This window comes from Shewanella sp. SM21, assembly GCF_025654335.1.
Lineage (GTDB): Bacteria > Pseudomonadota > Gammaproteobacteria > Enterobacterales > Shewanellaceae > Shewanella > Shewanella oncorhynchi.
This window is the reverse complement of record NZ_JAKKRL010000007.1, coordinates 105314-127554: the sequence shown is the minus strand read 5'-3', so window position 1 is coordinate 127554 and position 22241 is coordinate 105314. Positions and strand designations below refer to the sequence as shown.

The following is a 22241-nucleotide window of genomic DNA, read 5'->3' as shown; positions in this document are numbered from 1 at the left end:
ACCCTTGAAAAATGTGATATTGGTCTTAAATAGGTTGTAAGGCACAGCACACGACTTATAATGCCTAAGGATTTGATTGGTAAGAACACCTTTTAATCAGTAAGGATTTAACTTGACCTAGGTTGAGAACATACTGGCTAGAAGGCATCTTGCCTTACACTTAGTTCAACTCATAGATGGAGATATAAAATGAGCGTATTAGTAGGCCGTCAGGCTCCTGATTTTACTGCTGCAGCTGTATTAGGTTCTGGCGAAATCGTTGATAGCTTTAACTTGACTGCAGCCATCAAAGGCAAACCAGCCGTCGTATTCTTCTATCCACTTGACTTCACTTTCGTTTGCCCATCAGAGTTGATCGCTTTTGATCACCGTATGGAAGAGTTCACTAAGCGTGGCGTAGAAGTGATTGGTGTGTCTATCGATTCTCAGTTTACCCACAATGCATGGCGTAACACCCCAGTTGAAAAAGGCGGTATTGGCCAAGTTAAATACACGCTAGTGGCTGATGTTAAACATGAAATCTGCAAAGCATACGATGTTGAGCATCCAGAAGCGGGTGTGGCTTTCCGTGGTTCATTCCTGATCGACAAAGAAGGCATGGTTCGTCACCAAGTCGTTAACGATCTGCCATTAGGCCGTAACGTTGATGAAATGCTACGTATGATCGATGCACTGCAATTCCATGAAGAGCACGGTGATGTTTGTCCTGCTGGCTGGGAAAAAGGCGATAAAGGTATGAATGCAAGCACTGAAGGTGTTGCTGCTTACCTGTCTGAAAACGCAAGCTCACTGTAATTAGTACTTTTCTAATCACAGTCGCCTGTTAAATGAAAAAAGCTGCCAATGGCAGCTTTTTTGTTTTTCATTGCTGAAGATCTATTGTTAACTGTTCAATTTATTCCACAGTACTGCTTTCTGCATCCTGCGCACCCACGGCCAGTAACGGCCAGCCACCTAATGATTTCCAACGATTCACGATGTGACAAAAAAGCTCCGCGGTACGTTCGGTATCATATAGCGCCGAATGGGCTTCTTTATTATCGAAGGGAATACCCGCCATAATGCATGCCTTGGCAAGTACGGTATGACCAATGGCGAGTCCGGCGAGCGTTGCTGTGTCAAAGGTGGCAAAAGGATGAAACGGCGAGCGTTTTAAGTCGCAACGTTCTATCGCCTTACTCACAAAACCATGATCGAATGCCGCATTGTGCGCCACTATGATACTGCGATGGCAGTCGGAGGCTTTTTGGGCTTTCTTCACGGCTTTAAAGATTTCTAAAAAGGCTTCTTTCTCGCTCACCGCTCCCCGTAACGGATTAGTGGGATCAATACCGTTGAATGCTAACGCTTCGGGTTCTAAATTTGCACCTTCAAAGGGCTCAATGTGGAAGTGTAGGGTTTTATCGATTCCTATCACACCTTCATTGTCCATTTTTAGTAGGGTGACGGCAATTTCTAGCAACGCATCGGTTTGAGAGTTGAAGCCCGCAGTTTCGACATCAATGACTACGGGAAAGTAGCCTCGAAATCGGTATTTCAATTTGTTCGCGTCGCAAATGTCACTCATAAAGTACTCAAGAAAATTCACAGGGCGCTATTATGCTAAATGTGTTGGGGTGTGTCATGCTTGATTGGTGGTTTTATGAGCTAAAGGAACTAAATAGTTTGCCGATAAAGCCATGTAACCGATTAAACATGAGTAAAGGCTATGTGGCGAAAACTGATATTAGTATCAATTTTATGCGTTCCAGCAACTGCAATGGCAGAGTTGCGCCATTATGTCGCCTCTTTAAGTGATTCCCAGTGGCGAGTGAGTGAAAATACTCCCATCGTCTGTCGCCTTGAGCATGATATTCCTTCTTACGGTAAAGCGATTTTTACCAGTGAAGCGGGTAAACAGCAGAATATGACTTTTACCTTAGATATGTGGGTAAAACCTGATCAAGTGACGCAGGCGAAATTAATTAGCCGCGCGCCGCAGTGGCGTCCTGGTGTGGTATCGAAAGAGATCACGTCATTACATTATCAAAAGTACTTTAACGGTGAAGTGCCTAAGCGTGCAGCTTGGTCTATGTTGGCAGAGTTGAGTCGCGGTATGGAACCAACGTTTTACTATGCTGATTGGTATAACGAGTCGAATAAGATAGCTGTGGGTTTGTCTTCAGCTAATTTTGGCCGTAAATATACTGAGTTTAAAGCTTGTCTAGCGCATTTATTGCCCTATAGCTTTGAAGATATCGCTTTTACTGTATTAAATTACGATGAAGGCGGAACCGATTTAACTCGTTTCTCCCAGCAACAACTGTCTCGGGTGCAAGAATATTTAGCCTATGATCCCTTGGTAGAGTTAGTGCTGGTGGATGCGTATACCGACAGTTATGGTGGCCGTTCAGTAAACCAGAAAGTGTCGGATACACGAGCTGCGTCGGTAAAAGAGTTCTTTGTTGCCAGTGGTATTCCTCAAGATCGTATTGTCACATTCGGGCATGGTGAGCGTCGTCACGTGGCTTCCAATGATGATATGGATGAAAGGGCGCGTAACCGTCGCGTTGTTATACGGATCAGTAAACCTTTTTAGTGTTTGTTTTACCTATGTTTTAAGTGTTTTTCAATGCCAAGTTTATGACTTGGCATTGTCGTTTTTAAAAGAAGGAGAGTTCAGGCAGTATGCCACTTTAATCGAATGATTCGCTCAATTTGCGAGTATGGGTAAAAATAATGAGATTTTTTAATTTGTAGTGATGACATATCCACCTCAACAAGTACTGCAGAAAGCGAGAGTGGGATAAGTACGAGTAATATAGATGAAGTATAAAACTTGGCCGTTGCAATAATCAGGATTGTGTTTGAAATGCTAAAAAAAAGCCCGCTTAAACTAAGCGGGCCGCAAAAATAATGCATTTGCAATCAACAAATTGAAGGAAGGAAGTCAAGCATAAGAACCAGAAAAGAAACTGAAGTGTTGGGAACACACCAGTTTAAAAGTTCTTTGTTTTCGATATCTGCAAGCAGTTATCTCCTGAAAACAAGTACATTCTATTGGGAAACCTGTTGTAAAACAAACGAGAAAAATTGCCCATAAACATTAGTAATTCTAATGACTGCAAAGGTGATTTATATCACTTAAGTCACTATTTACCTTGATTAATAACTTATAACTCACTATTAATGCATAATAATACACTTCAATAAGCTTATCCTTGCTGCTATTTTGTTAAATTCACGATACAGCTTAAAAAACTTCATATTAAGTTACGCCATTGCCATGATTTTTTTTGCTTGTATAGTACTTGCTGAAAAGGCCTTAAGCCCGAAACCATAAGAAGGACGACAACACGATGGCATTAAGATTTCGCCTTGCAAAGCAAGGTTTGTTAGTGGCCACATTGGGGATGGCACTCGGTGCCTGCCAAAGTGGCAATGCACCTGAGCAAAATTCGACTGAGCAGGCAAGCGCAACTAAACTCGTTTACCCTGTTACTGAAAAAGATGACCTCGTCGAAACCATTCATGGTGTCGCAGTGGCCGACTCTTATCGTCATCTGGAGGCCAATACGCCTGAAACTGAAGAGTGGGTAAAAGAACAACAAGACTTTGGTCAAGCCTACCTCGCTAAGATCCCCAATAAACAAGCTGTGGTCGAACGTATTACAGAACTTTGGAATTACGAAAAAGTCTCTGCTCCGTTTGAAAACGGCGACAATCAATTTTACTACCGTAATGATGGCCTACAGGCGCAATCGGTTTTGTATGTTAAAGGTTTAGATGGTGTTGAAAAGCCTGTTCTTGACCCAAATAAACTGTCTGCGGATGGCACTGTTGCCTTATCCGGCGTTGCTGTGAGTAATGACGGTAAAGTTTTAGCCTATGGTGTGTCAAATTCTGGCTCAGATTGGCAGCAATGGCAGTTCGTTGATATCGCAACTGGTAAGAAACTGGCCGATGAACTGAAATGGATTAAATTTTCTAGCGCAGTGTGGGATAAAGAAAATCAAGGTGTGTTCTACGCCCGTTATGATGCCCCTGCAGGGGGGGATGTCTTAGCTGACGTTAATTTTAACCAAAAAGTGTATTACCACAAATTAGGCACAGACCAACATCAAGATCTATTGATTTATGAGCGTCCACAGAATAAAGATTGGGGCTTTGGCATTGATGTCTCTGAGAAAGGTGAATACTTATTACTGTCGATTTCTCAAGGAACGGATAAGCGTAATCGTTTCTTCTATAAATCGTTATTTGAGCCTAAATCCCAAGTGGTGGAATTGATCCTCAAATTAGAAGCTGAATATGAGTTTCTCGGTAATGATGGTTCAGTGTTTTATTTCAAAACTGACTTAGAGGCGCCTAATGGTAAAGTGATTGCGATTGACACCCGCAATAGTGATAAATCGCAATGGCAAACGATTATTCCTGAGTCTAAAGATCCGATTAATAATGTCGCCATTATTAATGACCATTTAGTGGTGAGTTATTTACATGATGTGTTAGGTCAATTATCGATTTACAGTATGGGTGGTCAGAAGCGTCAAGATGTGGCATTGCCTGGTCTTGGCAATGTGGCAGGGCCTTTTGGTAAAGCCAGCAAAGATTATTTCTATTATGTGTTTAATAGTTATATTCAGCCTGAAACCACCTATAAGTTTGATTTTAAAACTGGCGGTTCAACCGTCATTGCTAAACCCAAAGTCTCGTTTAATCCCGATGACTATGTTTCTGAACAGGTTTTCTATAACAGCAAAGACGGTACGCGTGTGCCTATGATGCTCTCCTATAAAAAGGGCTTAGTGAAAAACGGTCAAAATCCGACATTACTTTATGCCTATGGTGGTTTTGCCATTTCGATGACACCACGTTTTAGCCCTGCTAATATCGCTTGGTTAGACATGGGGGGCATTTATGCCGTGCCGAGTTTACGTGGCGGTGCTGAGTATGGCGAAAGCTGGCATCAAGCGGGGATGTTCGACAAAAAGCAAAATGTGTTTGATGACTATTTTGCTGCTGCTGAATATCTGGTCAGCGAAAAATACACCAACAGCTCTAAACTCGGTGCCTATGGCCGCAGTAATGGTGGTCTGTTGATGGGCGCTGCTGTGACCCAACGTCCTGAACTCTTTGCTGCCGTATTACCTGCGGTGGGCGTGTTGGATATGCTGCGTTTCCACAAGTTCACTATTGGTTGGGCTTGGACGAGTGAATACGGCAGTGCCGATAAAGCAGAGCAATTCCCTGCGCTATTGGCTTATTCGCCCTATCACAATGTAAAAGCGCAAGCTTATCCTGCGACTATGGTAATGACTGCGGATCATGATGATCGTGTTGTGCCATTACACAGTTTCAAGTTTGCGGCCATGCTGCAGGAGAAACAGCAGGGCAATAAACCAGTCATTATGCGTATCGAGTCAAATGCTGGTCATGGAGCGGGTAAGCCCACGGCGATGAAGATCGACGAATTTGCCGACATCTACAGTTTCTTGTGGCAGAGTTTTGGCTTAACCTTGCCACAAGCTATCGCAAAATAACTAACTATGTTAATAAAATGGGGTCGTTTGACCCCATTCTCTTTTACAATTGCCCCTATTCATCTGAAACCCGCGCTATTCCTATCTATATCTTCATCGGGTCATTCACAAGTCTTGTTTCCCTAGGTATAGTAAGCGTCAATTTTTCAACCAAAATTTGCTTATTTTCAAATGATGTTTCATTGGCCAATTTCAGTCTATTACGAAGACACCGACGCTGGTGGCGTTGTCTATCATTCGAACTACCTCAACTTTTTTGAGCGCGCGCGAACCGAGTGGCTAAAAGCCCTTGGCGTGAGTCAGACTGCGTTATTAGCCGACGACACTGCTTTTGTCGTAAAGCGTGCGGAACTCGATTTTCGCAAAGCAGCACGTTTTGAACAGAACCTTATTGTTGAAACTAAGGTCATAGAGTTGAAAAAGGCCTCGTTGATCTTTCATCAACGCTTGGTCGATAAACAGGGAGACTGTTATTGTGAAGGCACAGTGCTGGTTGTTTGTGTTGCGCTATCACGTATGCGTCCCCGAGCTATTCCCTTAAATATTGTGCAGGAGTTTGACAGTGCAAGCTGATATGTCGATTGTTGGGTTATTTTTACAAGCCAGTTTATTAGTGAAATTTGTTATGTTCACTTTACTTTGCTTGTCGGTGATGTCTTGGACGGTGATTTTACAACGCCGTAGCTTACTGACATCCGCAAAAAGTAAATCGGCGAAGTTTGAAGACAAATTTTGGTCAGGTGTTGATTTAAACCGTTTGTATAAAGAATTATCATCTCGTCCAGATAATAGCGGTTTAGAGTCATTATTTGTGACTGGCTTTAAGGAATATTCACGCCTGAATAAATTAAATAGCAAAGTGCCCGATGCCGTCATGGATGGTACATCGCGTGCTATGCGTGTGACCTTGTCTCGCGAAATGGAAAAGTTAGAAGCTAACTTACCGTTATTAGCAACGATTGGTTCGACTAGCCCTTATATCGGTTTATTTGGTACGGTATGGGGGATCATGAATTCTTTTATCGCTATTGGTTCGATGGAAAACGCCACCTTAGCTATGGTTGCCCCAGGTATTGCTGAAGCTTTGATTGCAACGGCTATGGGTTTATTTGCTGCAATTCCAGCGGTAATCGCCTACAACCGTTTCTCGACTCAAGTCGATAAATTAGAAATGGCTTACGCAAACTTTATGGAAGAGTTCTCCAGCATTTTGCATCGCCAAGCATACAGTGAGAAGGAAGGGGCATAATGCAACCAGCTTATCAGCGCAAACGTCGTCGCCCCGTTGCTGAAATCAACGTGGTGCCCTATATCGACGTGATGCTCGTGCTGTTAATTATTTTTATGGTAACAGCGCCCATAGTCACCCAAGGGGTCAAAGTTGAGCTACCTCAAGGGGCGGCAGAAGTTTTACCCAATGACAGTAAGCCGCCCATTGTTGCTTCAATCGATGGTGATGGTGATTACTTCCTCAATAAAGGCGGTTCAACGAATGTGCCTATGGATTTGGAAGAATTGGCAACGGAAGTGGCTGCACTTATCGTGACTGAACCTGAGCGTCCTGTTGTGGTTAAAGCCGATAGAAATATTCCTTACGATAAAGTGATTCAGTTGATGGTGACACTGCAGCAAGCTGGCGTGCCATCAGTCGGTTTGATGACGGATTCACCCAAGGAGAAATAGGTGGCAGATAAGTCAGATGTAACATTACCTCTGTCAATTTCAGCGGGTATTCATATTGGCGTGATAATTATTCTGGCGTTAGGAATAGATTTTTCTCACAAACCTGAGCCTATGCAACAAGTTAGCGCACCAGCAATCAAAGCTGTTATGGTTGATCAGCAAAAAGTGGCTAATCAAGTTGAGAAACTTAAGCAAGAAAAGCGTGATGCCGAACGCCGTGAGCAAGAACGTCAAGCCGAGCTTGAACGCAAAGCTCAAGAAGCGAAACAGGCACGCGAGCGCGAACAAGCTCAGATTAAACAGCTAGAGCAAGAACGTAAGCTGCAGGAAATTGAGATTCAAAAAGCCAATGAAGCGACCAAATTAGCCCAGGTGAAACAGCAGCAGGAAAAGGAAAAGGCGGTCAAAGCCGAAGCCGACCGTAAGCTGAAAGAGCAGGAGCGTAAGGTTGCTGAAGACGCCGCACAAAAAGCAGCTGAAAAACGCAAGGTTGAAGAAGCTGCTGCAGTGAAAGCTGAAACTGACCGTAAGCAAAAAGCAGATGCGGAAGCTAAAGCGGAGGCTGATGCCAAAGCTAAAGCAGATGCCAAAGCTAAAGCAGATGCCAAAGCTAAAGCGGATGCCAAAGCTAAAGCGGATGCCAAAGCTAAAGCGGATGCCAAAGCCCGTGCCGATCAAGAGCAGGAAATGGCCGATGCATTAGCGGCGGAGCAGGCGGCATTGTCGCAAACCATGAGTAAACAAGTGGAAAGCGAAGTGGGTAAGTACACCTCGATGATTCAATCTGTCATACAACGTAATTTAGTGAAGAATGAATCGATGCGGGGCAAGACTTGTACTGTTTCAGTACGTTTAGCCAGCGATGGTTTTGTAATCAGTAGTCAAACAAAAAGCGGTGATGAATCGGTTTGCCGTGCTGCTAAGAGCGCGATTTTAAAGGCGGGTAAACTGCCAGTGTCACCGGATCCACAAGTATATAATTTTATGAAAGAACTTAACTTAATCGTTGAACCAACGTTTAATTAACAAGGAGTCACATGAAGATTTTGGCAAAATGGTTAACAGTGGCGATTCTGCTGTGCACCACCCCCGCAAAAGCGGCGCTGGATATTGTAATTACCGGAGGTGTTGATGCAGCGCGTCCGATTGCTGTGATGCCTTTTGTATGGCAAGGTCCTGGCGCACCGCCACAAGCGATTGCTGATGTGGTGATGTCTGACTTAGCTCGTAGCGGTACCTTTAAACCTTTAGACGAGCTCGGACTACCTCAGCGCAATATTGGTGCTTTGGCTCAGTTTCAACCTAGTTCATGGTCTAGCGTTGGCGCAGAAGCTGTGGTGTTAGGTACTGTGAAACCTTACGGGACCGATCAGTATTTGGTGAGCTTTGATTTAATCGATTTAGTTAAAGCACAAAACCAAGCATTGAAAGGCTCAGTCAGTGCTACAGAATTTTTGATGGACAGTCGCCAAACTGTGATTTCAGCAGCGCAATTTCGTCAATATGGTCATAGAATTAGCGATATCGTCTATGAAAAGTTAACCGGTATTCGCGGTGCATTCTTAACGCGGATCTCCTACGTCGTGGTCAATCATACTCAAAAAGCACCTTATCAGTTGATGGTTGCGGACTATGATGGTTTTAACGAGCAAATGTTACTGCGCTCACCTGAGCCATTAATGTCACCTACTTGGTCACCCGATGGGCGTCGTTTGGCGTATGTTAGCTTTGAAAATAAAAAAGCAGAGATTTTCGTACAAGACCTTTATACCCAAGTGCGCACTAAAGTGAGCTCTTTCCCTGGTATTAACGGTGCGCCGGCTTTCTCTCCTGATGGCAAATCTTTGGCTGTGACGCTGTCTAAGGATGGTCAGCCTGAGATCTATGTTATCGATATTGCGACAAAAGCGATTAAGCGTATTACCAATCACTATGCTATCGATACTGAACCATCATGGTATCCTGATGGGAAGTCGTTGATTTTCACCTCTGAACGTGGTGGTAGACCGCAAATTTATCGCGTAGAGTTAAGTTCAGGTAAAGTGAGTCGTGAAACATTTGAAGGTGAATGGAACCTTGGCGGTTCAATTACGCCAGATGGACGTAGTATGATTTTTGTTAACCGTACTAACGGTAAGTTTAATATTGCGCGTATGGACTTAAATACGCGTTTTATGCAGGTGCTAACCTCTACACGCTTGGATGAATCCCCAAGTGTGGCGCCTAATGGTACTATGGTCATATATGGCACTACACACCAAGGTAAGCAAGTATTAGCAGCTGTTTCTACGGATGGACGCTTTAAAGCGAGATTACCCGTGGGTCAAGGCGAGGTGAAATCACCTTCTTGGTCTCCGTTTCTCTAATGTTATACCTTGATTTAATCACATTTAATTTTATAAGGAACACGTAATGGATCTGAATAAGTTGTTAAAAGCTATGTTGGTAGCACTTCCAATTATGGCTATTAGTGCATGTAGCTCAACTTCAGAATCAGAAACTGATGCAATGGGCTCAACAAACGGTTCAGGTAGCGAACTGAATGGTGGCATTCAAACTGGTGGTGTGGGTGCTATGTTGTCATCTGAAGAGCAGCAACGTCAGCAGTTAGAAGAGTTGAGAAAAGAACACATCATTTACTTCGATTTCGACCGCAGTGAAGTTCAAACTGAATTCGCCGCTGTATTAGAAGCTCATGGTACTTACTTAGTTGAGCACCCAAGTGTGCGCGTACTGATTGAAGGTCATGCGGACGAGCGTGGCACTCCTGAGTACAACATTGCTCTGGGTGAACGTCGTGCTAAAGCCGTTGCTAAATACCTACAAGGTATGGGCGTACAGCCAAGCCAAATGAGCGTAGTCAGCTATGGCGAAGAAAAACCACTTGATTTTTCTCGCACTGATGAAGGTTTTGGCAAAAACCGTCGTGCAGTTTTAGTTTACTAAGATTGAATCTCGGAGAGTAACACAATGAAACGTGCCGTCTTAATTACGGCAATGTTCCTTGGTGCGGGCGCTGCAGTTGCAGCGCCTGCTCCTGTGGAAGATATTGCTGGTGGTTCGGGTGATGACAGACTTGCTCGTATCGAACGTATTGTAAAATCGAGACAACAAAGTGAGCTCGAGATGCAACGTCGTCTTGATACACTGCAGCAGGAAGTTCTCGATTTACGCGGTTTAACCGAACAACAGAATTATCAGATTGAGCAGATGCAAGAGCGTCAGCGTCAGTTATATGATGAGCTTGCTAATTTATCCTCAAAGGCATCTGCCGCACCTGCAGCTGCAGCGACATCTATCCCCTCTGTGGTATCGACCAATGCTGCCGCAAGTAGTTTAAGTGAAACTGCAAGTTATGAAAATGCCGTTAACTTAGTCTTAAAAGAGCGTAAGTATGACGATGCCATTCCTGCCTTCCGTGCTTTTATCAAACAATACCCAGACTCTGTGTATGCCGCGAATGCGAACTATTGGTTAGGACAGCTATTATTTAATAAGAGCGAATTTGCAGAAGCCAAACAAGCCTTCAAAACTGTGGTTGATCGTTTTAGTGATTCTAATAAACGTGGCGATAGTTTAGTGAAGCTTGGCATGATCGCCGAGAAAACCGGTGATAAAGCTGGTGCGATGCAATACTACCAACAAGTTGTCAAAGATTACGCAAATAGCGCCGCAGCACGCATTGCACAGCAGCAACTGGCTGCAATTAAAGCGTAATTAACTAAAAAACATACTCTTAGTCTGTTTTTCATGCAAACGACAAAAAATTGGGAATTTGCGCTTGCATGAGAAGATGAAAAAGGTATTATAGGCGCCCTCAGAGCGGCGAGGTCGTTCGGGGCGTGAAATACCAGTAAATGGGTCGTTAGCTCAGTCGGTAGAGCAGTTGGCTTTTAACCAATTGGTCGAAGGTTCGAATCCTTCACGACCCACCACTTAATCTAATAAATAGAATAAGTTAGTGGTATTTAACGAGATAGTCAGTAGTACAATTTGTCGTTAGCTCAGTCGCTTTTTTATAAAGCTAGGGCAGTTGGCTTTTAACCAATCAGTCGAATGGTTCTAATCCTTAATGACGCACCACTTTACTGAAAGTGCATAAATCAGCGCAACACCAGATGGGTCGTTAGCTCAGTCGGTAGAGCAGTTGGCTTTTAACCAATTGGTCGAAGGTTCGAATCCTTCACGACCCACCACTTATTATTCGCATTGTTGATGCCAAAATAAGTGAACATTTTTATCGTAATACCTAGATGGGTCGTTAGCTCAGTCGGTAGAGCAGTTGGCTTTTAACCAATTGGTCGAAGGTTCGAATCCTTCACGACCCACCACTTTACTGAAAGTGCATAAATCAGCGTTATACCTCGATGGGTCGTTAGCTCAGTCGGTAGAGCAGTTGGCTTTTAACCAATTGGTCGAAGGTTCGAATCCTTCACGACCCACCACTTTACTGAAAGTGTATAAATCAGCGCAACACCAGATGGGTCGTTAGCTCAGTCGGTAGAGCAGTTGGCTTTTAACCAATTGGTCGAAGGTTCGAATCCTTCACGACCCACCACTTATTATTCGCATTGTTGATGCCAAAATAAGTGAACATTTTATCGTAATACCTAGTTGGGTCGTTAGCTCAGTCGGTAGAGCAGTTGGCTTTTAACCAATTGGTCGAAGGTTCGAATCCTTCACGACCCACCACTTTACTGAAAGTGTATAAATCAGCGCAATACCAGATGGCTCGTTAGCTCAGTCGATTTTTTATAAGGCGAGGGCAGTTGGCTTTTAACCAATCAGTCGAATGGTTCCAATCCTTCATGACACACCACTTTACTGAAAGTGTATAAATCAGCATAACAGTTTTAATAGACAATAGATGGGTCGTTAGCTCAGTCGGTAGAGCAGTTGGCTTTTAACCAATTGGTCGAAGGTTCGAATCCTTCACGACCCACCACTTATTTTTCCCGCTGTGTTTCTCTCGAATAGTCACTGAATTTTCCAAGCTAAACTCCAATACTCAGTATCAAATTTAATACCTTCGTCTTATTCTTCCCACGGAAAATACTTTTCTAACATATTATTTATGCTGGCATTTTCTACTTTTGTCGCATAATGTTCTCAGCTAAGTATCTAATTTAAGCCGCTTAGGTTAAAGACTAAAAAGGAGACCTTAGGTCTCCTTTTGCATTAAGCGGATCACATATCTATAACGCTTAATCTAACAGATTGTTTTCACGAACATATTGCTCGAAATCTGTGCAGCCACCTATGTGCTTCTCATCGACAAAAATCTGCGGTACTGTTTCAACAGGCTTACCGACAGTTTTTTCTAAATCTGCTTTAGAGATGCCTTCTGCATGGATATCGACATATCTGAACTTAAAGTCATCACGTTTTTCAACGAGTTGCTCAGATAATTGCACAGCACGAACGCAATAAGGACAGCCTGGACGGCCAAAAATAACAACGAACATAATAGCTCCTTAGGATTACTTTAGTCGTTTTATACCATAGGCCTAAGTGAATTGATAATGTCAGCCGCGTTTATTTTCAGTTTGATAGCGACCTTGATAATCAAAATAGCTTTCGAGCAGATCCCAGCCTTTTTTATGTTTCTTCAGCAGCAAGAGATCGGGCATGCGGAATTTATCCGCATCGCTGATTAACTCTGTCACCTTAGTGTACTTTTTCGGTTTTAATCCCGGTGTACGGCTATGGGGAAAGATGAATAAGGCATATAGGGCTCGCCACTGGGCCGGCGTTTGTAATTTAAAGCGGCGATTGAATTCATTACCGTCGATATCAAGGTACTGCACTTTCAGATTGCCGTCATCGTCGATGAGGCTCATATGCTGGCAGCGGAATAAATGATGGTGCTGCTGGCTGAGCACTTGGCGTAGGCGTTTATCGGGATCGATGAGGGTCGATTGGCAGTGCTGGCAAATGCGCGCCGCGATATCATTCTCTTCGCCGCAATCAGGGCAAGATTTAGATCTAAATCGAAAGTTACACTGCAGCTTTTTACCTTGCTGTTCGACTATGCCCTGACAGCGGCGACCAAAGTGTTCGATAATGTCGCCATCGTCGTCTGTGAGTCCCCAGAATATATTGGCAAAATCGCATACTGGGCAATGCACTTGCACAGGTACCGATTTACTGTTGGGTTTAGCTTGGCCGACCTCGGGAAAATACAAGTCATAACCATTGGCAGCATAGTCGATGATAAGACAATCTTTTTTGCCTTCAGCGATTCGCAATCCACGGCCGATCATTTGTTGAAACAGACTGACTGAAGCGGTAGGGCGCAAAATAGCAATCAAATCCACATGGGGCGCGTCGAAGCCTGTCGTCAACACAGCCACGTTGACTAAAAACTTAAGCTCTTGGGCTTTAAAGCGTTCAATCGTCGCGTCACGTTCATTGTCGTGCGTTTGTGCCGTGATAATGGCGCTCTGCGCAGCGTGAGCTTGGTTGAGTATGTTAAAAATCTCATTGGCGTGACGTACCGTTGCCGCAAAAATGATAATACCTTTTCTATGTTGGCTCAGTTCAATGAGTTGTTTCACAATCGCAGTGGTCGCGCGGCCGTAATGTCCCAGTAAATCGTTAACCTCGGCTTCGGCATATTCGCCATTCTCGTTTGCTTTAAGTTGGCTGAAGTCGTACTGGGCACTTAGGCCATCAAACAGGGTTGGCGCTGTGAGGTAACCTTGCTTAATGAGCGGCCTTATGGGCAGCTCGAACACACAATGTTCGAACACGGCATGTTCGGGAGACCCTACTTTGCCGTGATAGTGTTGCTGATAAATCCAGCCAGTGCCAAGGCGATAGGGCGTGGCGGTGAGACCGAGCAATCTTAATTGGGGATTTTTCGTGCGTAAATGGTTGAGTACTTGCTGATATTGGCTGGTTTTTTCTAGGCTGACTCTGTGGCATTCATCAATAATGACTAACGAGAACGGCTGATCGAACTGCGTTAATCCCCGCGCCGCCGATTGAATACTGGCAACGACGGTTTTTCCGTCGGTGGCTTTTTGATTGAGTCCCGCCGCATAGATACTGGCTTGTGCTGTGAGGAGGCCGACTTTCTCGGCATTTTGCGCAACTAATTCTTTCACATGGGTGAGCACTAAGACTCTGCCTTTGGCGATGCGTGCCAGTTCGGCGATCACTATGCTTTTGCCCGCGCCTGTGGGTAATACGAGTACGGCGGAAGCTTGGCTTTGCCTAAAATGGGCGATGGCGGCATTAACCGCTTGCTGTTGATAGTCTCTGAGTTTGACTGACACGCTGATAAAAAATCTATGCTGAATAAAAGTGAGGCTGCAAGCTTAACATAACAGGCAAAAAAAATGCCCCTGGTTGGAGGGGCAAGCTAGAGAAAGGAGCAATCACACGCACTCTCTCAACAGGGTTCACTTTTAACCTGAGGTTTAAAAAGGGAGGTTCAGGTTACACTTAGCCTATTGGGCATAGACTAAGTGTTGTGGACGTTATTCTTAACTCGGATATTACTCAGTACGATTTAAGCGTGATTCAATCAAGGTCTCGATCACAGCTGGATCGGCCAAGGTTGATGCATCCCCTAAGTTGGTCACTTCGTTAGCGGCAATCTTACGCAGGAAGCGGCGCATAATCTTGCCTGAACGTGTCTTAGGTAAGCCCGTCGCCCATTGGATGAGATCTGGGGTTGCCAGCGCACCAATTTCTTTACGGACCCATTGACGCAGCTCTTGACGTAGCTCTTCGGTTTCTTCAGTGCCGCGGGTTAGCGTGACATACGCATAAATACCTTGGCCTTTAATATCATGTGGGTAGCCAACTACTGCAGCCTCGGCAACCAGTTCGTGTGATACCAGCGCACTTTCAACCTCTGCTGTACCTAATCTGTGGCCGGATACGTTAATCACGTCATCGACGCGGCCTGTGATCCAGTAGTAACCATCCTCATCGCGGCGGGCACCGTCACCGGTAAAATACATGCCACGGAAGGTTTTAAAGTAGGTCAGTACAAATCGTTCGTGGTCGCCATACACAGTACGCATTTGGCCCGGCCAAGAATCGAGTAACACTAAGTTACCTTCGTTCTCACCTTCTAAAATATTCCCCATGTTATCCACTAAGGCGGGTTGAACGCCAAAGAACGGGCGGGTAGCTGAGCCGGGTTTAGTATCGGTCGCGCCTGGCAGTGGGGTGATCAAAATGCCGCCCGTTTCAGTTTGCCACCAAGTATCGACGATAGGGCAATGTTCATGACCTATGACCTCATGGTACCAACGCCACGCTTCTGGGTTGATAGGTTCACCTACCGAGCCCATGATCCTCAAGCTGCTACCATCGAACTTATCGAAGTGTTGCTTACCTTCTGCCATCAATGCGCGAATTAACGTTGGCGCTGTATATAGAATGTTCACTTTATGGCGGTCAATCATTTCGCCTAAACGGGCAGGGCTTGGATGATTCGGCACACCTTCATGGATAAGCACAGTCGCACCATTGGCGAGCGGGCCGTAAACCATGTAAGAGTGGCCAGTGATCCAACCCACATCCGCGGTACACCAGTACACTTCACCCGCTTTGTAGTCGAACACATATTCATGGGTCATAGACGCATAAACCATGTAGCCGCCAGTGGTGTGCAATACGCCCTTGGGATTACCGGTTGAACCTGAGGTATAAAGCAAGAATAACGGTGCTTCGGCGTCCATTTCTTCTGGCTGGCAGTGCTCTGATGCGGTTTCCATCAGTGAATGCCACCACACATCACGGCTTTCTACCCAATCTACTTTGCCACCCGTGCGTTTAAGTACGATGACTTTTTCAACCGTAGTGACATCAGGGTGCTTTAAGGCATCATCTATGTTGCGCTTCAATGGAATAGCACGGCCACCGCGCATACCTTCATCGGAGGTAATGATGACTTTGGATTTTCCGTCAATGACGCGAGAGGCGATTGAATCCGGTGAGAAACCACCGAAGACCACAGAGTGCACAGCACCGATACGGGCACAGGCAAGCATAGCGACTGCGGCTTCTGGCACCATAGGCATGTAAATTGTGACTATATCACCGCGGCGCACGCCTTGGCTGCGCAGTGCGTTGGCGAATTTACACACATCTGCATGTAATTCACCGTAGGTGATTTTGCGTTGTTCGCTGGCGTTGTCGCCTTCCCAAATAATCGCCACGCGATCACTGTGTTCGGCTAAATGACGATCTAAACAGTTGGCAGAAGCATTCAGGGTGCCATCGTAAAACCAATTGATCGATAAGTTATGGTCATCAAAAGAGGTTTTTTTAATTTTGGTATAAGGTTTAATCCAATCAATACGCTTGCCGTGTTCTCTCCAGAAACCTTCAGGATTGATAATCGACTCTTGGTACATTGTTTTATATTTATCGTTGTTTACAAGTGCATTGGCAGCGATATTGCCGGAGACTTTGTAGAGAGACTGCGAGCTCATAGGGCTTCCCTTTTGAAAAATTGCGTGGACTGAGTATGGTATGCAAGGGGGCGGCAACTCCATTAGACCTTGGTCTAGTGTTAAATTTTCCTTTATATTTAGTCTGTTGCATTAAAAAACCGGCTAGATTTTAGACAGGTTTTATCGCACAATAATCAGAAAAAAGAGCAAAGTATGAATTTAACCTTAGTCGTTGCTGTTATTGCCGTCTGTTATGTCTCGCTTTTATTCCTATTGGCTTGGGGGGCGGAGCGTTGGTTTACTCAGATCACTAAAAAGCTTCAGGTCGTTATCTATGGTCTGAGCTTAGCGGTTTATTGCTCCTCGTGGAGTTTTTTAGGCACAGTTGGGCAATCGGCTAAGGATTTTTGGTCTTTCTTACCGATTTTTATCGGCCCTATTCTGATTTTTACTCTAGGTTTTGGCATGTTACGCAAGATGGTATTAGTGTCTAAGGCGCAAAATATCACCTCAGTGGCCGACTTTATTGCCGCCCGTTATGGCAAATCTCAAACTTTAGCCGCCTTAGTCACCTTAATCGCCTTGTTTGGTATCATGCCCTATATCGCCCTGCAGCTTAAGGCGATGGTGTTCAGCCTTAATTTGTTTCAACCCGCAGACGATCCCCTCGATGGCGTGACGATTCCGTTACTGATCACTTCGCTGTTAGCCATATTTGCCATTTTATTTGGTACTCGCAAACTCGATGCGACCGAGCATAATCCCGGCATGATGCTTGCGATTGCCTTTGAGTCTCTGGTGAAACTTGCCGCATTTTTGTTGGTCGGCATCGTCATCAGTTTCGGAGTGTTCGATGGTTTTGGGGATATTTGGCAGCAGGCCAATGCGCAGTCACTAATTAATTATCCCAATCCACGTATTGAAGCTTTAATGCCTGAGTTACTCGTCGGAATGGCGGCCTTTTTATGTATGCCAAGGCAGTTCCATGTAATGGTGGTGGAATGCGCCGATGAGTCCGTGTTGTCAAAAGGGCGTTGGCTGTTTCCCATCTATTTAGCACTTTTCGGTTTATTCGTTGGACCGCTCGCCTTGGCGGGGAAGCTCATCCTCGGAGACTCCGTGTCGGCCGATACCTATGTGATTAATTTACCGCTGGCGTTAGATCAACCCTTGTTGGCTGTGATTGCTTTGCTGGGCACCTTATCTGCGGCAACGGGTATGGTCATTGTTGCTGTAGTGACTATCAGTGTGATGGTAAGTAATGAATGGCTGGTGCCAGTGATGCTGCGCACGGGTCATATCCGCGAGAAAAACTTCAGTCAGTTCTCGCACCTGTTACTTAATGCCCGCCGCTTAGCCATCGTGATTATTCTGGGCTTAGGCTATGGCAGCTATTTGGCATTATCAGACAGTGATTCCTTGTCCCATTTAGGCATGTTGTCTTTTGGTGCGTTTGCCCAACTCGCGCCAGCTTTAGTCGGTGGACTCTATTGGAAACACGGCAATCGTGCTGGGGTATTTTTAGGACTTGGTGTGGGCTTTTCGCTGTGGTTCTACATCATGTTGCAGGGCATGACCGATGTGCAAAGTTCATCGGCGTTTTTGTCTGGCGTCGTGAGCGAAAAAGGCCTGCTAGATGCGATAACGCCCAATGTGCGTGATGCGCTGACGGCTCTTTTTGCCAATATCGCCTGTTATATTTTGGGCTCTATTTGGTTTAGAGCCGGTGTGGCCGAGCGTATTCAGGCCAGTGCATTTGTGAGCCCTGGCAAATTGAAAAACAGCGCTAATAAGAAAAATGGTCCGATTTCACAGCAAGATTTACTGATACTGGCGAGTCGCTTCGTTAGCCCAACGCGCGCCTACGAGAGTTTTAGCCGTTTCTCTATTGATGCAGTAAAAAGTGATAGTTGGCATAAAGCGGCGCCGCCGGAGTTGATTTCCCACACTGAACGTTTATTGGCGGGGGTGCTTGGCGCTTCAAGCGCAGCGCTAGTGATGGATTCCGTGCTGCAAGGGCGCGATTTAGCGCTGGATGAAGTCTTTAGTCTGGTCGATGAAGCTTCATCGAAAATCATGCTCAGCCAAGACATGTTGCGCGGCGCGATTGAACACGCCTATGAAGGCATGAGTGTTATCGATAACGATCTCAATCTTGTGGCATGGAATTACAAATATGTGGAGCTGTATCAATATCCCGATGGATTTTTGCAGCAGGGCATGCCCATCAGTGAAGTGATCCGCTTTAATGCGGCGCGAGGTTATTGTGGTGAAGGGGAAATAGAACAGCAGGTTGAGCAGCGGGTGCAGCATATGCGTAATGGCACGCCGCACACTTCTGAGCGCCATCGCAGGGACGGTAAAGTGATAAAAATTCAGGGAAATCCTATGCCAGATGGCGGCTTTGTGATGACCTTTACCGACATTACTCAGTATCGCGAACAGGAGCGCGCGCTGCTTGAGGCCAATGAAACCTTAGAGAGCCGTGTTAACGAACGTACCTATGAATTGGCTATGTTAAACAGTGAGTTACTGGAGGCTAAAGCGCAGGAAGAAATTGCCAACGCTTCTAAGAGTCGCTTCTTGGCCGCCGTCGGCCATGATTTAATGCAGCCACTTAATGCTGCGCGACTGTTCACTGCGTCGTTATCTCAGTATCCCAATCTAGATCGTGAGGCCAGAACCACCTTATCCCATGTGAATAGCTCGCTAAAAATTGCCGGCGAATTGCTCACCGACCTATTGGATATTTCTAAACTCGACTCAGGTATGGTGGATGTAAATCGCCGTGACTTTGCGATTTCAGAACTGATCAATGGCTTATCTGTTGAATTTGAAGCGATGGCGGCGGATAACCAAATTCGTTTTAAGATGGTCCCATGCAGTGCGACCGTTAATTCCGATCCTTCGCTGTTACGGCGTGTCCTGCAAAACTTTTTAACCAATGCCTACCGTTATGCTCGCGGTGGCAGAGTGTTATTTGGTTGCCGTCATCGAGGTCATTACCTTGAAATCCAAGTGTTAGACACGGGTTGTGGTATTGATGAAAAAGAAACCCAAGAAATTTTCAAAGAATTTAAGCGGTTGAATAATCCTAAGAGCAACAATGTTAGCGGCTTGGGCTTAGGTCTGGCGATTGCTGATCGCATTAGTAAAGTGTTAGAACACGGTATTCAGGTTTCATCCCATTTAGGGCGCGGCTCGGTCTTCTCCATTTGTGTTCCACTTGGAGAAACTGTGCGTCAACCACAAGTGAAAGCGTTGCCGTCGCTGCTGCAGCCATTGTCGGGTATCAAAGTGTTGTGTATCGACAACGAAGAGGCCATTTTAGCTGGATTAGAAAGCCTATTAAGCCGCTGGCAGTGTGAGGTTATCTGTGCAAAAGATTTATCTGATGCACGCATTAAACTAGGACTGAAAGGCGTCGCGCCTGATATTGTGCTCGCGGATTACCATTTAGATGATGGCCAAAATGGCGTCGATGCGATGGACGGTATTCGCGCGCTTTATGGACAAGATTTACCCGGCATTTTGATTACCGCCAATACTCGCAAAGAGCTGGTGGAAGATGTGCAACGCCGCGGCTATCACTATATGGCGAAAATGATAAAACCTGCCGCGCTACGTGCCTTGATTTCTAGCTTGGTAAAATAAGCTTGGTATACGTGTTCGGTAACATGAGTTTTGTGACGTCGGCACGTTTAACGAAATGCCAAGATAATCGCGTAATTTTTTATGCGGCTTATCTTGGCTAAACGGTTTGACACAGGTTTGTGGGTGTAACTAAATACATGACTAGAGTTTGAATACGGCCAGTTTATTGTTTAAATTCAGTGATAATTCGGCCAAACTTTCACTTTCTTGAGCCAAATAAGTTGCCGATTCAGAGACTTCGAGCGCTGAGTTATTAATCCCGCACACGTTTCTGTTCATGTCTTCTGCGACCACACTTTGTTCTTCTGCGGCGGTGGCGATATGGGTTGCCATGTCACTCACATGTTTTATATGAGCAACGATAAGCGATAAATCCTTCCCCGCTTTTGCCGATTGACTCACACTGTTTTCTGCCAAAGCTCGGCTTGCATCCATTGCCTTAGCGGCGCTCACGGCCCGTTGTTGCAATAATGAAATCGTGTTTTGAATTTCTTCGGTCGATTGCCTAGTGCGACTTGCGAGTTGCCTCACTTCATCGGCGACTACAGCGAACCCTCGCCCTTGCTCGCCAGCGCGGGCGGCTTCAATTGCCGCATTCAGTGCCAGCAAGTTGGTTTGGTCTGAAATCGCGCTGATAACAGAGGTGACCTCGCTGATCTGCATGACTTCCTCTTTAAGCATATTCACTTGATCCGTCGCTTGCTCCACTTCTTTGGCAAGAGCATGAATACCATCTACGCTGGCGTGAACATCTTGGTCGCCAAGGCCAGCTTCCCAAGTGGCTTCTTTGGTATCTTTGGCTGTGCTCTCCGCATTATTCGCGACATCGGCGATAGTGGCGCTCATTTCATTCATGGCTGTGGCAAGTTGGGCGAGTTGATCCCGCTGATTATTTACCGCTTGATTGGTTTCCTCTGCAGTTGAGGCGATCCGAGCCGAGGCCTGTGCAACATTGTCAGCGCTATGACTCGCTTGAAGTAAAGTGCTACGAATGGAGTCTATGCTTTGGTTTATATTGTGGGCTAGGATGCCAAGTTCATCTTTACCATAGATTTTTAGCTGAGTCGTTAAATCACCTTTTGTGATGGCGAGCATAGCCAGATTCACATCATCCAATGGCTGAGTAATAGAGCGGCTAATGGCATAACCTAGCCAAGCCATAAGCACAATAATGACAAATGTAATGCCTCCCATGGTGAGGTATTCATTCCAAATGGTGGCTTCGATATCTTGGAGTAACATACCTGAGCCTAAGATCCAGCCCCAAGGTTTAAATCCCATGACAAGTGAGATTTTTTGCGCTGATTTGCCATTCGCCGTCGTCCAGCGGTATTCGACTAATCCTTGTTTGCCATCACGGCCGAGTTCGACCATTTCGAACCAATAATTCTCTTCGCCTCGATTACCCATTTGTTGGCCAACCAGTTCTTTTTTGATGGGATGAACGATAACGTGCCTCGATTCATCAATCACAAACAAGTAGTTATCACCATCAAAACGCATGTCGTTTAACATGTCTTTAGCGGCTTGCTGTGCTTGCTCTAGGGGTAGCGATTGCGACAATGCTTGGATACGGCTGCTGGCGAGGGATAATACGGCATTAAGTCGTGCTTCACGCTCTGCCATCAGGTTGTGCTTTAGGGCTGTGACGGAAATAGTGAGTAAAATTAAGGCACCTGCGAGGGCGATAATGAGCTGTAGTGCGAGTTTTCGATTAACGGGGATGTCAGCGAGTTTGAACATATGATCTCCTTTTCTTTGTGTAGCGATTTAAGCCATTCCCTCTGCTCAAGTTGTTGTCAGTTTTTGGCGAAAGATATGTTGTGTAAAGTGAGTGATATAAGCATCGTTGGCTTTGATAAAATTTCCAGTTGGCGGATTAAATAAATGCACTAAATTACAGAGTTTTAATGGAAATTGTGAGCAATATTGCAATTGCAACCTTAGCGCGTTTATCTATCGAGAG

Annotated in this window: 16 protein-coding genes and 7 tRNA genes; 18 read left to right on the top strand and 5 right to left on the bottom strand. The window is 45.3% G+C overall.

Annotation, left to right across the window (positions count from 1 at the left end; translation table 11 throughout):
- Positions 1 to 189: 189 nt before the first annotated feature.
- The gene (locus L5L94_RS11040; RefSeq protein ID WP_006081247.1) at positions 190 to 795 is read left to right on the top strand and encodes a peroxiredoxin C; all 606 of its coding nucleotides are present in this window, start codon (positions 190 to 192) and stop codon (positions 793 to 795) included.
- 100 nt (positions 796 to 895) lie between these two features.
- On the opposite strand, the gene rnt is transcribed toward L5L94_RS11040, so the two are convergent.
- Positions 896 to 1567, bottom strand: coding sequence for a ribonuclease T (rnt, locus tag L5L94_RS11035; RefSeq protein WP_263163147.1), 672 nt, complete (start codon positions 1565 to 1567; stop codon positions 896 to 898).
- Between the two features lie 141 nt (positions 1568 to 1708).
- Between rnt and motY the strand changes: the two genes are divergently transcribed.
- From motY to L5L94_RS10955, 16 genes are all read left to right on the top strand, one after another.
- Positions 1709 to 2578: a flagellar protein MotY gene (gene motY, locus L5L94_RS11030; RefSeq protein ID WP_028760352.1), complete on the top strand. Its 870-nt coding sequence runs from the start codon at positions 1709 to 1711 to the stop codon at positions 2576 to 2578.
- Positions 2579 to 3338: 760 nt separating this feature from the next.
- On the top strand, positions 3339 to 5522 hold the full coding sequence (locus L5L94_RS11025; protein WP_263163145.1) for a prolyl oligopeptidase family serine peptidase: 2184 nt from the start codon (positions 3339 to 3341) through the stop codon (positions 5520 to 5522).
- Positions 5523 to 5693: 171 nt separating this feature from the next.
- Positions 5694 to 6095: a tol-pal system-associated acyl-CoA thioesterase gene (gene ybgC, locus L5L94_RS11020; protein WP_006081251.1), complete on the top strand. Its 402-nt coding sequence runs from the start codon at positions 5694 to 5696 to the stop codon at positions 6093 to 6095.
- The gene (gene tolQ, locus L5L94_RS11015) at positions 6085 to 6771 is read left to right on the top strand and encodes a protein TolQ (RefSeq protein ID WP_028760350.1); all 687 of its coding nucleotides are present in this window, start codon (positions 6085 to 6087) and stop codon (positions 6769 to 6771) included. The genes ybgC and tolQ overlap by 11 nt, the downstream gene beginning before the upstream one ends.
- Complete coding sequence (gene tolR / locus L5L94_RS11010; RefSeq protein WP_113938780.1) at positions 6771 to 7205, top strand: protein TolR; 435 nt, start codon at positions 6771 to 6773, stop codon at positions 7203 to 7205. The genes tolQ and tolR overlap by 1 nt, the downstream gene beginning before the upstream one ends.
- Positions 7206 to 8231: a cell envelope integrity protein TolA gene (gene tolA / locus L5L94_RS11005; RefSeq protein WP_263163143.1), complete on the top strand. Its 1026-nt coding sequence runs from the start codon at positions 7206 to 7208 to the stop codon at positions 8229 to 8231.
- Positions 8232 to 8242: 11 nt separating this feature from the next.
- Positions 8243 to 9571, top strand: a complete 1329-nt coding sequence (gene tolB, locus L5L94_RS11000) for a Tol-Pal system beta propeller repeat protein TolB (RefSeq protein WP_263163141.1) — start codon at positions 8243 to 8245, stop codon at positions 9569 to 9571.
- 46 nt (positions 9572 to 9617) lie between these two features.
- On the top strand, positions 9618 to 10151 hold the full coding sequence (pal, locus tag L5L94_RS10995) for a peptidoglycan-associated lipoprotein Pal (RefSeq protein WP_028760346.1): 534 nt from the start codon (positions 9618 to 9620) through the stop codon (positions 10149 to 10151).
- Between the two features lie 24 nt (positions 10152 to 10175).
- Entirely contained in the window at positions 10176 to 10922 is a 747-nt protein-coding gene (gene ybgF / locus L5L94_RS10990; RefSeq protein ID WP_028760345.1) for a tol-pal system protein YbgF, read from the top strand.
- Positions 10923 to 11064: 142 nt separating this feature from the next.
- Positions 11065 to 11140 (top strand) — tRNA-Lys (locus tag L5L94_RS10985).
- 185 nt (positions 11141 to 11325) lie between these two features.
- Positions 11326 to 11401, top strand: a tRNA-Lys gene (locus L5L94_RS10980).
- Positions 11402 to 11460: 59 nt separating this feature from the next.
- Positions 11461 to 11536, top strand: a tRNA-Lys gene (locus L5L94_RS10975).
- A 38-nt stretch (positions 11537 to 11574) separates the two neighbouring features.
- Positions 11575 to 11650: transfer RNA gene (locus L5L94_RS10970), tRNA-Lys, on the top strand.
- 37 nt (positions 11651 to 11687) lie between these two features.
- A tRNA-Lys gene (locus L5L94_RS10965) sits at positions 11688 to 11763 on the top strand.
- A gap of 58 nt (positions 11764 to 11821) precedes the next feature.
- Positions 11822 to 11897 (top strand) — tRNA-Lys (locus L5L94_RS10960).
- Positions 11898 to 12074: 177 nt separating this feature from the next.
- A tRNA-Lys gene (locus L5L94_RS10955) sits at positions 12075 to 12150 on the top strand.
- 259 nt (positions 12151 to 12409) lie between these two features.
- Here the strand turns inward: L5L94_RS10955 and L5L94_RS10950 are convergent.
- From L5L94_RS10950 to acs, 3 genes are all read right to left on the bottom strand, one after another.
- On the bottom strand, positions 12410 to 12670 hold the full coding sequence (locus L5L94_RS10950) for a GrxA family glutaredoxin (RefSeq protein ID WP_028760344.1): 261 nt from the start codon (positions 12668 to 12670) through the stop codon (positions 12410 to 12412).
- 60 nt (positions 12671 to 12730) lie between these two features.
- A complete protein-coding gene (locus tag L5L94_RS10945) occupies positions 12731 to 14485 on the bottom strand; it encodes a DEAD/DEAH box helicase (protein WP_263163140.1) in 1755 nt (584 codons plus the stop codon).
- A 222-nt stretch (positions 14486 to 14707) separates the two neighbouring features.
- A complete protein-coding gene (gene acs / locus L5L94_RS10940) occupies positions 14708 to 16660 on the bottom strand; it encodes an acetate--CoA ligase (protein WP_263163139.1) in 1953 nt (650 codons plus the stop codon).
- A 174-nt stretch (positions 16661 to 16834) separates the two neighbouring features.
- Here acs and L5L94_RS10935 point away from each other — a divergent pair, with 174 nt between their 5' ends.
- Positions 16835 to 20275, top strand: coding sequence for a PAS domain-containing hybrid sensor histidine kinase/response regulator (locus tag L5L94_RS10935; RefSeq protein WP_263163137.1), 3441 nt, complete (start codon positions 16835 to 16837; stop codon positions 20273 to 20275).
- A 141-nt stretch (positions 20276 to 20416) separates the two neighbouring features.
- On the opposite strand, the gene L5L94_RS10930 is transcribed toward L5L94_RS10935, so the two are convergent.
- Complete coding sequence (locus L5L94_RS10930; protein WP_173496542.1) at positions 20417 to 22018, bottom strand: methyl-accepting chemotaxis protein; 1602 nt, start codon at positions 22016 to 22018, stop codon at positions 20417 to 20419.
- Positions 22019 to 22241 lie beyond the last annotated feature (223 nt).